10 protein-coding genes are annotated in these 12,268 nt (G+C 71.9%); 7 read left to right on the top strand and 3 right to left on the bottom strand.

The annotated features are described in order from the left end of the window. Nucleotides 1-19 precede the first annotated feature (19 nt). Genes K1T34_RS01605 through K1T34_RS01590 form a run of 4 tightly spaced genes read left to right on the top strand, consistent with a single transcriptional unit; the run spans nucleotide 20 to nucleotide 4,463 of the window. Nucleotides 20-1,138: a cupin domain-containing protein gene (locus tag K1T34_RS01605; RefSeq protein WP_220242527.1), complete on the top strand. Its 1,119-nt coding sequence runs from the start codon at nucleotides 20-22 to the stop codon at nucleotides 1,136-1,138. Between the two features lie 31 nt (nucleotides 1,139-1,169). Next, a complete protein-coding gene (locus K1T34_RS01600) occupies nucleotides 1,170-2,045 on the top strand; it encodes a fumarylacetoacetate hydrolase family protein (RefSeq protein WP_220242526.1) in 876 nt (291 codons plus the stop codon). Next, nucleotides 2,042-2,833: an Asp/Glu racemase gene (locus K1T34_RS01595; protein ID WP_304504302.1), complete on the top strand. Its 792-nt coding sequence runs from the start codon at nucleotides 2,042-2,044 to the stop codon at nucleotides 2,831-2,833. Before K1T34_RS01600 ends, K1T34_RS01595 begins: the two co-directional genes overlap by 4 nt. 22 nt (nucleotides 2,834-2,855) lie before the next feature. Next, complete coding sequence (locus K1T34_RS01590; protein WP_220242525.1) at nucleotides 2,856-4,463, top strand: AMP-binding protein; 1,608 nt, start codon at nucleotides 2,856-2,858, stop codon at nucleotides 4,461-4,463. Between the two features lie 113 nt (nucleotides 4,464-4,576). Here the strand turns inward: K1T34_RS01590 and K1T34_RS01585 are convergent, their stop codons facing one another. Beyond that, nucleotides 4,577-6,079 carry a GMC family oxidoreductase gene (locus tag K1T34_RS01585; protein ID WP_220242524.1) on the bottom strand — a complete coding sequence of 501 codons (1,503 nt, stop codon included), beginning with the start codon at nucleotides 6,077-6,079 and terminating at the stop codon, nucleotides 4,577-4,579. Nucleotides 6,080-6,298: 219 nt separating this feature from the next. On the opposite strand from K1T34_RS01585, the gene K1T34_RS01580 reads away from it, so the two are divergent. From K1T34_RS01580 to K1T34_RS01570, 3 genes are all read left to right on the top strand, one after another. Beyond that, nucleotides 6,299-7,132 carry a helix-turn-helix transcriptional regulator gene (locus tag K1T34_RS01580; protein ID WP_220242523.1) on the top strand — a complete coding sequence of 278 codons (834 nt, stop codon included), beginning with the start codon at nucleotides 6,299-6,301 and terminating at the stop codon, nucleotides 7,130-7,132. Between the two features lie 122 nt (nucleotides 7,133-7,254). After that, on the top strand, nucleotides 7,255-7,737 hold the full coding sequence (locus K1T34_RS01575) for an ATP-binding protein (RefSeq protein WP_255638238.1): 483 nt from the start codon (nucleotides 7,255-7,257) through the stop codon (nucleotides 7,735-7,737). A 314-nt stretch (nucleotides 7,738-8,051) separates the two neighbouring features. Continuing rightward, entirely contained in the window at nucleotides 8,052-9,263 is a 1,212-nt protein-coding gene (locus tag K1T34_RS01570; RefSeq protein ID WP_370643865.1) for an AI-2E family transporter, read from the top strand. Nucleotides 9,264-9,272: 9 nt separating this feature from the next. On the opposite strand, the gene K1T34_RS01565 is transcribed toward K1T34_RS01570, so the two are convergent. Together K1T34_RS01565 and K1T34_RS01560 are read right to left on the bottom strand one after the other, a co-directional pair. After that, entirely contained in the window at nucleotides 9,273-9,734 is a 462-nt protein-coding gene (locus K1T34_RS01565) for a hypothetical protein (protein ID WP_220242522.1), read from the bottom strand. A gap of 102 nt (nucleotides 9,735-9,836) precedes the next feature. Continuing rightward, the gene (locus tag K1T34_RS01560) at nucleotides 9,837-12,245 is read right to left on the bottom strand and encodes a LuxR C-terminal-related transcriptional regulator (RefSeq protein WP_220242521.1); all 2,409 of its coding nucleotides are present in this window, start codon (nucleotides 12,243-12,245) and stop codon (nucleotides 9,837-9,839) included. Nucleotides 12,246-12,268: the final 23 nt, after the last annotated feature.

The following is a 12,268-nucleotide window of genomic DNA, read 5'->3' as shown; positions in this document are numbered from 1 at the left end:
ATACGGACGGGAAGGCGCGATGACCACACACAGCGATGACCAGCTGGGCCGCGCACGGGTGACGGACAACGAAGATCTGCGGGCGTACTACGAGAAGCTGGAGCAGCTCGACGCCGGTGCACTGTGGACGATCGCGAACAAGATCGAGCCGTGGTACCCGCAGCCGCAGTCCGTACCGATCAAGTGGAGCTACGAGCAGCTGCGCCCGCTGGTGCTGGAAGCGCTCAACCTGGTCAGTGGTGACGACGCCGGCCGCCGCGTGGTGGCGCTCTACAACCCGCTGCGGCGCGACATCGCGGCCACGGTGGGACTCCTCTACACCGGCCTGCAGGTGATGGGTCCCGGCGAGTCGATGACGGCGCACCGGCACCAGGCCGCCGCGCTGCGCTTCGTGCTGGAGGGCACCGGCGCGTGGACGATCGTCGACGGGCAGAAGCTCAAGGTCGGCCCGCGCGACTTCGCCATCACGCCGAACTGGACCTGGCACGAGCACGGCAACGAGGGCCTCGAAGGCGTCGACGGCCCGGTCATCTGGCAGGACGGCCTCGACATCCCGCTGGTCAACGCGCTCGACGCGCCGTTCTACGAGGTGCACCCGGACGTCTACCAGAAGCAGGACGGGGTCGTGAACTCCTCACTGCTGACCTACGGTGCCGGGCAGCTGCGTCCCTTCGGTGACACGTGGCACAAGAACCACTCACCGCTGCTGGCCTACCCGTGGGAACAGACGTACGAAGCGCTGCTCAACGCGGCGAAGGCGAGCGACGGCTCGCCGTACGACGGCATCATCATGGAGTACAGCAACCCGCTCACCGGCGGTTCGGTGATGCCGACCATGAGCGCGCACATGCAGCTGCTGCGCGCCGGTGAGTCCACACTCGCCCACCGCCAGGTCGGGTCGAAGATCTACACCGCGGCCAAGGGCAGCGGCACCTCGATCGTCGCGGGCAAGCGGATCGACTGGTCCGAAGGCGACATCTTCTGCGTCCCGTCGTGGGCGTGGCACGAGCACGCCAACGCCAGCCGCTCCGACGACGCGTGCCTGTTCTCGTTCAACGACTTCCCGGTGATGCGTTCGCTGGGCTTCTTCCGCGAAGAAGCCTATTCGGACAACGACGGTCACCAGCCGCTCGCCTGAGCTCACTGTCCACTTCGAACGGAGTTCTTCCATGCTGCTCGTCACGTTCGCCGGTCCCGACGGCCAGGACCGGCTCGGGATCCAGGACGGCACCGACGTCGTCGACGTCCGGGCCGCGGCGACCGACCGCGGAACCACCGCCCCCGCGTCGATGCTCGACGTGATCCACGCCGGCACGGCGGCGCTGGAGTCCCTCGTGGATTCCCCCGTGCGGAGTCCACTGGAGACGGTGACCCTGCGCGCGCCCCTGCGGCCGGGCAAGATCGTGGGTGTCGGCCTCAATTACACCGAGCACGTCGCGGAGTCCGCGCGGACACTCGACACCGACAAGGAGCTGCCACAGCGCCCGGTGCTGTTCAGCAAGCCGGCCACCGCCGTCGTCGGTCCGGGGGAGCCCATCCAGCACAACGGTGACCTCACCGCGCAGCTGGACTGGGAGTGCGAGCTCGCCGTCGTGATCGGGAAAACGGCGAAGCGCGTGTCGAAAGAGGATGCCATGGACCACGTCTTCGGCTACAGCATCGTCAACGACATCAGCGCGCGCGACCAGCGGCGTTCGGGGCAGTGGTTCTTCTCCAAGGGTCAGGACACCTACGCGCCGTTCGGCCCGGCGATCCGGACTGCGGACGACGTGGCCGACCCGTATGCGTTGGAGCTGTCGCTGCGTGTGAACGGGGACGTGAAACAGAAGTCGAGCACGAAGTACATGCTGTTCCGCATCGCCGAGCTGATCGCCGACATCAGTTCCGGCATGACGCTGGAGCCGGGCGACGTGATCGCGACCGGTTCCCCGGCGGGGGTGGGCGCCAGCTTCACCCCGCAGCAGTTCCTCAAGCCCGGCGACGTCGTGGAAGCGTCCATTCAGGACATCGGCACGCTGCGCAACCCCGTGGTGGACGCCCGATGACCGCACGGACGTATCGCATCGGCCAGATCGTGCCGAGCTCCAATGTCACGATGGAGACCGAGATCCCGGCGATCTTCCGCGCGCGCGAAACCGTCGCGCCGGAGCGGTTCACGTTCCACTCCAGCCGCATGCGGATGAAACACGTGCGCAAGGAAGAGCTCGCGGCGATGGACGCCGACTCCGGCCGGTGCGCGGCCGAGCTTTCGGACGCGCACGTCGATGTGCTCGGGTACGCGTGTCTCGTCGCCATCATGAGCCTGGGCCACGGTTACCACCGCACGTCGGAGTCGACGCTCGCGCGGATCACCGAGGAGAACGACGCGCCGGCCCCGGTCGTCACGAGCGCGGGGGCTCTGGTGAACGCGCTCGACGTGCTGGGCGCGAAGTCGATCGCCGTGATCTGCCCGTACCTCAAGCCGTTGACCGAGACCGTCGTGGATTACATCCGCTACGAGGGCGTCGAGGTGACCGACTACACCGCGCTGGAGATCCCCGACAACCTCGAGGTCGCCGCCCACGACCCGCGCAAGCTCGTGCCGCTGGCGCGCGACCTCGAGCACGAAGGCGCCGACGCCGTGGTGCTGTCCGCGTGCGTGCAGATGCCCTCACTCGCGTCGATCGACATCGTCGAGAACGAGCTCGGCAAACCCGTGCTCTCGGCGTCGATCGCCACCGCCCACCAGATGATGCGCGCGCTCGGCCTGCCCGCCGTCGCGCCCGGCGCCGGCGCGTTGCTGTCCGGCCGCTACGCCGAATCCCCGTATCCCGTCCCGCCCGCCGTCGGCTGACGGATTCCCAGGAAGGCCGCAGATGGAGCTCACCCCATCGGCCCACGTCGACTCGTTCTGCCGCGACAACCTCCCCGCTCCGGCGGACCAGCCCGAGTTCCGGTTCACGCTGCCGGAGCTCGCCTACCCGCCGAGGCTGAACTGCGCCGTCGAGCTCCTGCGCGGGAGCATCGACCGCTTCGGCCCGGACCGCCCGTGCCTGCGCACGGACACGGAGACCTGGAGCTACGCCGACCTCGACCGGCGCAGCGACCAGGTCGCCCACGTGCTCGTGCGGGACTTCGGGGTGGTGCCCGGCAATCGCGTGCTGCTGCGCGGGCCGAACAACCCGTGGCTGGTGGCGGCGTGGTTCGCGGTGCTGAAGGCGGGCGCGGTGCCCGTCACGACGATGCCGCTGCTGCGGGCCCGTGAGATCGACGACCTCGTGGAGCTCACGCGGCCTCGCCTGATCGTCACCGACCATCGCTTCGCCGCCGATCTCGCGGACGTCTCCCTGCCGGTACTCACTTACGGTGCCGACGGTCCTGGCGATCTGCTGGCTCGGGCGAGCGGCGTGCGGGAAGCGTTCGCCGCCGTGGACACCGCTGCCGACGACGTCGCCCTGCTCGCCCCGACGTCCGGCACCACCGGCAAACCCAAAGCCACCATGCACTTCCACCGCGACGTCCTGGCCGCCACGGACACCTTCGCCCGGCACGTCCTCAAGCCCGTCCCGGACGACGTTTTCACCGGCACCCCGCCGATCGGCTTCACCTTCGGCCTCGGCGGCCTGGTCCTGTTCCCGCTTCGCTTCGGCGCGTCGACGCTGCTGCTGGAAAAAGCGTCCCCGGAAGAACTCGCCGACGCGGTCGAACGCCACCACGTCACGGTGCTCTTCACCGCCCCCACCGCGTACAAGGCCCTGCTGTCCTCGGGCAACGCGGCGGCGCTGTCGAAACTCCGACGCTGCGTGTCCGCGGGCGAACACCTGCCCGTGTCCACGTGGGAAGATTTTCACGCCGCCACCGGAATCAAGATCATCAACGGCATCGGCGGCACGGAGATGCTCCACATCTTCGTATCGGCGGCTGACGACGACATCCGCCCGGGCTCCACCGGCCGCGCCGTCCCCGGCTTCGAAGCCACCGTCCTGGACGACGCCGGCCGGCCCGTCCCCGACGGCACGCCTGGCCGCCTCGCCGTGAAGGGGCCCACCGGCTGCCGCTACCTCGCCGACAGCCGCCAGAAGAACTATGTCGACAACGGCTGGAACCTCACCGGCGACACGTACCTCCGCGACACCGACGGCTACTTCTGGTACCAGGCCCGCAACGACGACATGATCGTCTCCTCCGGCTACAACATCGCGGGCCCCGAGGTGGAACAGGCCCTGCTGTCCCACCCGGACGTGCTGGAGGCCGCCGTGGTCGCCGCCCCGGACCCTGCCCGCGGCACCGTCGTGCACGCCTTCGTCCACTTGCAACCCGGCGCGACCGAGGACGCCGCCGCTCTGCAGGCTTTCGTCAAACAGGCGATCGCACCATACAAGTACCCGCGCGCGATCGACTTCGTGACGGAGCTGCCGAAAACCCCGAGCGGGAAGATCCAGCACTACCGGCTCAGGGAGCTGGTGGCGGCCCGGAACCGGTAACGGCGGCTCGTGGACATGGCCGGCAGCGCGGCCGGTCCGCGAGCTTGCCCCCTTCCGGCCCCCCTCGCTCGGTGATCACCGCCGCCGGCAGTCACCGAGCGAAGGGCCGGGCGTTACCGCGCAGGCTCCCGGCCCAGCAGCACATCCGCCGCCCGTTCGGCCACCGCCAGCACCGTCGCGTTGGTGTTCGCGCCGATCAGGGTGGGGAGGACGGACGCGTCGGCGATGCGGAGGCCGGTGACGCCGTGGACGTTCAGCGCGGGGTCCACCACGGTGCCCAGTGCGCAGGTACCGCAGGCGTGGAAGTAGCTGCCCGTGCTCTGGCGCAGGAAGTCCTCTTCCGCGGCGGGGTTCATGGCGGCCGGGCCGGGCAGGACTTCCTTGTCGCGCCACGGATCCAACGCCGGGGCGGTGCCGACGTGCCGGGCGAGGCGCAGGCCGGCCAGCATGCCGGCGAGGTCGCGCGGGTCGTCCAGCAGCGCGGGGTCCACGACGGGCGCGACGGTCGGGTCGGCCGACGCCAGCGTGACCGAGCCGCGGGAATGCGGGTACAGGTAGCTGAAGCCGATGGTGAACCCGGTCGCCGGGCCGGACAGGGGCGGCCGGAAGTACGGGATGTCCAGGAACAGCAGCTGCACGTCGGGCGCTTCGAGGTCGGCGCTGCTGCGCACGGCGGCGACGAGGTCGCTGTGGTTGTTGGCGCCGTCCGGCAGGGGGCGGGCGTTCGAGTACACGATGCCGGTCAGCGGGTGGTCCTGCAGGTTCCGGCCGACGCCCGGCAGTGCGACCCGCGGCGTGACCCCGGCCTGCTCCAGCGCGGCCGGGTCGCCGATGCCCGAGAGCATCAGCAGGTGCGGCGAGCCGATCGCACCGGCGGCCAGTACCACGGACTGCTCGGCCTCGGCGGAGGCCGGGGAGCCGCCGACGCGGTACTCGACGCCGGTGCAGTGGCTGCCCGCGAGCACGAGCCGGGTCACGAGCGCGCCGGTCACCACGGTCAGGTTCGGCCGGTTCAGCACCGGGCGCAGGTAGGCGTCGGCGGCCGACTGGCGCGCGCCGTCGACGATGTTCATCTCCAGCCAGGTCGCGCCCTCCGGCTCGGCGCCGTTGAGGTCGGGCGACTCGGGGAACCCGCGCTCCCGCACGGCGGACAGCGCGGCGTGGGCCAGCGGGTGCCGGACGGGCGGCGGCCCGACCCGCATGGGGCCGTCGGTGCCGCGGTACTTCGGGTCGCTGCCGGGCCGCGCGGTCTCGCTGCGGCGGAAGTAGGGCAGCAGGTCGTCGTAGCGCCAGCCGTCGACGCCCCAGGCGTCGTAGCCGGCGCGGTGGCCGCGAAGGTGCGCCATGGCGTTGATCGAGCTCGACCCGCCGAGCGTGCGCCCGCGCGGGTACGGCAGCTCCACACCGTGCAGGCCCGGCTGCGGGGTGGTGTGGAAGTTCCAGTCGACCGAGCTGCCCAGCAGCGCCGGCCACGCGGGCGGCACCCCCATCACGTCCGGCCCGGTCGCGGGACCGGCCTCCAGCAGCAGGACGGTCGTCGCCGCGTCTTCGCTCAGCCGCGCGGCGAGGACCGAACCGGCCGTGCCCCCGCCCACGACCACGTAGTCGTACTTCATCTCTTGGGTGTCCCTCCTCGACGGACACCTCCGGGTGCCCACGGCCCATGAAGCCAGACCCAGGCGGGTGAAAGAGGGCTCAGCCAGGACTTGCCGTTCCTAGGATCGGCGTCACACGAGCGACCGGCCGGGGCAGCTCCGCGGGTACGGCCGGTCCACGACGGACGGCCCCGCGCCGCGGCCGACGTAGGCTGTGGCCAGGCGAAAGGACGGGCGGCGATGAGGAGCTCCGAACTCGGCGAGTTCCTGAGGACGAGGCGCGCCCGCGTCGACGTCGCCCAGGTCGGCCTGCCGCCGACGGCCCGCCGCCGCGTGCCCGGGCTGCGCCGCGAGGAGGTCGCGGCCCTGGCCGGGCTCAGCGCCGACTACTACGCGCGCCTGGAGCAGGGCCGCCAGCTCACGGCGTCGCACGAGGTCCTCGACGCCCTGGCGCGCGTGTTCAGCCTCGACGAGGCCGAACGCTCCCACCTGCGCCGCCTGTCCGCGCGCCGCAGCGGTCCGCCGGACGAGGTCGCGCGCGGCGTCGGGCCCGGCATGCGCGGCCTGCTCGACGAGCTGGGCCGCGTGCCCGCGATCCTGCTCGGCCGCTACACCGAGGTGCTCGCCGCGAACCGGATCGCGCGGCTGGTGTTCGCGGACTTCCCCGGCATGCCCGCGCGCGATCGAGTGGTCGTGCGGTGGCTGCTGTGCGACGAGTCCGCCCGTGCCCTCCACGACGACTGGGAGGGCATCGTCGAGGAGATGATCGGGATGCTGCGCCTCGCGGTCGGCCGCGACCCCGAGGACCTGCGTGCCCGGCGCCTGGTGGCCGAACTGTCGGCGACCAGCCCGCTGTTCCGCCGCGTGTGGGCCGACCACCGCGTGGAGGCGACCCCGCGTTCGACGAAGCGGATGTTCCACCCGGTCGCGGGCGAGCTGAACTTCTACGTCGAGCACCTGGCCTCCCAAGGCGCCGGCGGACAGAACCTTTTCACGTTCGTTCCCCGCCCTGGAACGGGTACCGCGGAGGCGGTCGACGAGCTCCTGGCCAGGGAAAACGTGCCGGCGAGCTGAACTTCGAGTCCACTGTGGGCTGGGGTCGGACCGTGACCGGGCCACTTCCGGTGATTCATTCGTGACCCGATCGGGTAAGTCGACAGGAAGTGCGCTTACCGCGAATCGGGGAGGTGGTGGCGTTGACCGGAGCCCGCAGTGCCGGCCGTCCGGGCACGTGGGTGCTGCCGCTGCACGGCACCACGTCGGCGACGGTGCGGACGATGCGCAGATGGGTGTCGGAGCACCTGAGCACGCTGGGTGACGAGCACCGCGACGACGTGCTCCTCGTCGCCACCGAACTGCTGGCCAACGCCCACGACCACGGCGACGGACCGCGCCACCTGCAGCTGTGGCACAGCCTGCGCCCGTGCACCGTGCGGGTCGAGGTCGCCGACCGCAACCTCGTGCAGCCGACCATGGGCTTGTCCCGCCTGCCCGGCCCGCGCGGCCGCGGGCTCCTGCTCGTCGACCGCCTGTCGGTGACGTGGGGCGTGCTGCCCGAGACCGAGTTCGGGCGCAAGACGGTGTGGGCGCAGATCCCGTGCCTCGGCCGGTGCCCCCGGCCCGGGCGGACGGGTGACCAGACCACCTACGGCGGCGGATCCGGCGAGCTGGCCGGCTGAGGCCCGCGACTGTCCCCTGTGGACGGATTCACCCGCCGGGGGTGACGTCGCGGCCACGGCCCACCCCGCGCGTCGCGGCCCGCGAACCGGCCCGCGGAAGGCCGTCGCCGACGCTCCCACCGCGCCGGCCCAGGTCTCATCCGGCACGGGTGAAGCGCGAGCCGTGTGCGGACGGTGACCGTATCCCCGGGACCCACCGGCCGGAGCCGCCGCGCAGGTCCGGCCACACCGGAGTGACATCGGGGAGTCGCCCGTCGACGCGGGGCACCGCCGCAGCACCCCAACCCGGATGAGGGTGAGGTGGTCTCGTGAGGCTGCGCGGACGAACCGGTACCACGAAGCGCAAGCGTTCCGGCCCTGCGCCCGTCGCGCCGACTTTCCCGCCCGGGAGCACGCTGCCGCGGGTGCTCGTGATCATGGTCGGCGCCGCGTCGGTGGTCATCACGCTGGGCGGCCTGCGGGCGATCGCGTTCATCGTCGGGCCCGTGTTCCTGGCGATGGTCATCGTGGTCACGGCGAGCCCCGTGCAGTCCTGGCTGCGGCGCAAGGGCTGGCCGCGCTGGCTCACGACGGTCGTGCTCGTCACGGTGGTCTACCTGGTGATCGTGAGCCTGGTGTTCGTGGTGATCGTGTCGCTGGCGCAGCTCGCGACGTTGCTGCCGACCTACGCGTCGAAGGCCAGCGAGCTGCTGCAGTCCGCCACCGACAAGCTCGCCCAGTTCGGCGTGGGACCGCAGCAGCTGCGGGAGATGGCGTCTTCACTGGATCTCGGCAAACTCGCGAACGTCGTCGGTTCTCTGCTCTCCGGCATCGGCGGCGTGCTCACCAACCTCGTGTTCCTGCTGGCGTTGCTGCTGTTCCTCAGCACCGAGGCCACCTGGGCCGACAAGCGGCTGGACGCGATCGACACCGACCGGCCGTGGCTCACCGCCGCGTTCCACCGCTTCGCCGCGGGGACCCGCAGCTACATTCTCGTGACCACCGTGTTCGGCTTCATCGTGGCGGTACTCGACGGGGCCGCGCTGGCGATCATCGGCATCCCCGTGCCGATCCTGTGGGCGCTGCTGGCCTTTGTCACCAACTACATCCCCAACGTCGGGTTCGTGCTCGGCGTGATCCCGCCGGCGCTGCTGGGCCTGCTCGACGGTGGCTGGGAGAAGATGGTCGTCGTCGTCGCGGTCTACTGCGCGCTGAACTTCGTGGTGCAGTCGCTCATCCAGCCGCGCTTCGTGGCCGGTTCGGTCGGGCTGTCGACGCTCGTGACCGTGCTCTCCCTGGTGTTCTGGACGTGGCTGCTCGGCCCGCTGGGCGCGATCCTCGCCGTGCCGGCCACACTGCTGATCAAGGCGCTGTTCGTGGACATCGACCCCACGGCGGGCTCGGCCGACGCGCTCATCCGCATGGTCGCCAGGGGCCCCGACCGTCCGGAGGCTGGCGAAGAGACGGCCGAAGAGACCGAAGCACCTGGGAAAACCCGAGCGGAGACCGGCGCGGACCCCGGGGAACCAGGGCCCGCACCGGCCTGACCGCCCCGGTCAGAGCTTCCTCATCTCCTTGCCGTGCACCGCGAGCGCGTAGATCACGAGCACGTCGACGGCGATGATGACCATCGACCACAGCGGGTACGCCGGCAGGAACGCGAGGTTGACGATCGCGCTCAGGCCCGCGAGGACGATGCCGGCGATCTGCGCGACGCGGTTGCCGGTGAACACGCCGATGCCGACGACGATCAGCAGCGCGCCGAGCGCGAGGTGCACCCAGCCCCACGTGGTGTAGTTGACCGAGACGACGAGGCCCGTCTCGTCGACCACGAAATACCGGGTGTTGAGCAGTGCGACAAGCCCTTCGATCACCTGGAACGCGCCCAGCAGCATCATCATGGTCGCGGCGAAGGCGACCCACCCGGTCCAGCCGCTCGGTATCGACTGGGAGTCCGGGGGACGGCCGGTGGTTCCACCGGCCTCGGTGTGCGGCGCTCGTGCTCCCGTGTCGGTCATGGTGAGAGTCCTCTCGTGTCCGCGGGATCCGTGCCCGTGCCGGGCTTGCGGAAAGCGTCGGACTCCGGCGCGGGCACGGCCTCATCTGTCGCGGATGAAGCCTCACGCGAGACCGTGCTCGCGGGCGACGAGGACGGCGTCGCGGCGGTTGGTCACGCCGAGCTTCACGTAGATCGCCCGCACGTGGGTCTTGACGGTGTTCACGGACACGGTCAGGTCCGCCGCGATCTCGTCGAGTGACCGTTGCGACGGCAGCCGCTGCAGCACGACCTGCTCGCGCCCGGTGAGGCGGTCGTCCACGGGCGCGGGGTCGAAGCGGCGCAGACGGTTGCGGACCGACGCCGCGAAGCCGTCGAGCCGGCCAAAGCCGCCCGAGTGGTCCACGAGCAGGTGCTGCACGGCCGGGTCGGCCAGCGCGAACGGCCGTGCGAAATCACCGCCCACCGCCAGGCCCAGCGCGCGTTCCAGCGTCCGCAGCGCCTCGGTGCGGCGCCCGGCGCGCAGCGCGAGCGCGGCTTCGGTGAGCTCGGCGTCGACCGGGGTGGTCGGCAGCAGTGCCGCGCGGCGGGTGCGCACCGCGGCCGCGGCCTCGTCGAGCCGGCCGGCGGCGAGGTGGGTCCACGCCTGCATGAGGTCCAGCTCGCGCGTGTGTGGGAGGTGGTCGCGGGCCCACAGCAGCACTTCGTTGGCGTGCAAGGGTTCCCCGAGGAACACGGCCGCGTGGTGCTCCAGCACGGCGACGAGCGCGGCCGGGCCGGCGGCGAGCTCGCCGAGGTCGTGGCGGGCGCGGCGCATGGTCTCGAGGCCGTCGCGGCGGTCCTCGCCGTCGAACTGCGCCGCGCCGTCGAGGAACGCCCCTAGCGGCGTGGCCGCGTCGCGCGCTTCGCGCGCGGCGGCCGCCGGGTCGAGCCGCAGCAGGTGGTCGCATGCGAGCACGAGCCGGCAGACGGCCAGCCACGGCGACCGCGGCCAGCCGTGCCGGGCGGCGAGTTCGACGGCTTCCTGGCAGGCCGCGCGGGCCGCGTCCTGGTTGCCGCCGAAGGCGCCGGCCACGGCGAGCGAGGCCAGGCCGTGGAGCACGAGGTAGTCCTGGCCGTCGCCACGCGCGGTGTCGAGGGCGTCGCGGACGCGCGTGGAGGCGTCGTGCCACGCGCCGCGGTAGAGCGAGGACCACGCGCGGTCGAGGTCCGCCCAGGTGCCCGGCTCGGTCGGCGCGGGCCCGTCCGGGCGGCGGCCCTCGGCCAGCGCGTGGTGGCGTGCGAGCAGGGGGTCGTCGGACGGTTCGGCCGGGTCGCCGCTCTGGATGGCGGCGAGCGTGCGGGCCGCGCGCAGGCCGGGATCGACGTCGTCGCCCAGGTGCGCCAGGGTTTCGCGGACGGCGTCGTCGTCGCCGGCCAGCAGGCACGGGACGGCGTGGGCGCGGAGGAGCTCAACGATGCCGTCGCGGTCGAGGCCGGCGACGGCGTGTTCGAGGGCTTCGCTGATGTGGTCCTCGTTCGCGAACCAGCGCGCGGCCGTGGCGTGCAGCTCGCTCGCGAGGCCGGGGTAGCGCAGATCGAGGTCGGCGCGCAGGTAGGAGCGCAGCAGCGGCTGCACGCGGTAGGAGGCACTGGGGTCGTCGATGCGCGCGACCAGGAACGTGTGCCGCTCCAGCTCGGCGAGCACCGCGCCCGCGTCTTCGCGCGCCGCCAGCTCGCGGGCCAGCGCGGCCGGCACGGAGTCGCACACGCTGATGCGGCGCAGCAGCTCGGGCGCGCCTTCCGGAAGGCGGGCGAGCACCTCGTCGGCCAGGAACCCGGCCACGGAGCGGTCGTCGCCGTCGAGCTGGGTGAGGAAGGCGTCGACGTCGGCTCCGGTCCGCAGCGACACCGCGGCCCAGTGCACGGCGGCGGTCCAGCCCGCCGTGCGTTCGACCAGGCGGCGCACGTCGTCCTCTCCGCAGCGCACGCCTGTGACCCGCAGCAGCTGCGCGGTCTCCGCGGTGGTGAAGCGGAGGTCGTCCGCGCCGATGCGGGCGAGGTCGCCCTGCACCTTCAGGCGCGCGAGCTGCAGCCGGGGATCGGCGCGCGCCGAGAGCGTGAGGCGCAGCCCGGCGGGCGGGGTGCGGATGAGCGTGGTCATGTCGTGCAGCGGGCCGGCGTCCACGATCTCCTGGAAGTCATCGAGCACCAAGCGCACCGGCGCGGGCAACGCGTCGAGGGCGTCGACGAGCTCGGCGAGGAAATCGGCGCGGCTCTCGCCTTCCGGCGCCGCGACGCTGTGCACCCGGCTGTCGGCGGGCACGGCTTTGTCGAGCGCGCAGAGGATCGCGGACCAGAAGCGGCGCGGGTCGTTGTCCTCCGTGTCGAGCGAGACCCACGCGACGGGGCGGGTCGTGGCCCATTCGGCCAGCAGCGCGGTCTTGCCGAAGCCGGCGGGCGCGCAGACGGCTGTGACGGGGCTGCCGGCGGCCGCGTCGAGGGCGTCGAGCAGTCGTGGGCGCGTCACGAAATCCGGTGGCAGCAAGGGCATTGTCACCTTCGCGCCCGGTACCC

This window comes from Amycolatopsis sp. DSM 110486, from assembly GCF_019468465.1.
Lineage (GTDB): Bacteria > Actinomycetota > Actinomycetes > Mycobacteriales > Pseudonocardiaceae > Amycolatopsis.
This window is presented reverse-complemented; position numbering and strand designations above follow the sequence as displayed.

Bases quoted from the DNA above. Each gene is read 5' to 3' on its own strand.
- K1T34_RS01565 (WP_220242522.1), bottom strand. From the start codon at position 9,734: ATGACCGACACGGGAGCACGAGCGCCGCACACCGAGGCCGGTGGAACC.
- K1T34_RS01585 (WP_220242524.1), bottom strand. From the start codon at position 6,079: ATGAAGTACGACTACGTGGTCGTGGGCGGGGGCACGGCCGGTTCGGTC.
- K1T34_RS01580 (WP_220242523.1), top strand. From the start codon at position 6,299: ATGAGGAGCTCCGAACTCGGCGAGTTCCTGAGGACGAGGCGCGCCCGC.
- K1T34_RS01590 (WP_220242525.1), top strand. From the start codon at position 2,856: ATGGAGCTCACCCCATCGGCCCACGTCGACTCGTTCTGCCGCGACAAC.
- K1T34_RS01560 (WP_220242521.1), bottom strand. From the start codon at position 12,245: ATGCCCTTGCTGCCACCGGATTTCGTGACGCGCCCACGACTGCTCGAC.
- K1T34_RS01600 (WP_220242526.1), top strand. From the start codon at position 1,170: ATGCTGCTCGTCACGTTCGCCGGTCCCGACGGCCAGGACCGGCTCGGG.
- K1T34_RS01595 (WP_304504302.1), top strand. From the start codon at position 2,042: ATGACCGCACGGACGTATCGCATCGGCCAGATCGTGCCGAGCTCCAAT.
- K1T34_RS01605 (WP_220242527.1), top strand. From the start codon at position 20: ATGACCACACACAGCGATGACCAGCTGGGCCGCGCACGGGTGACGGAC.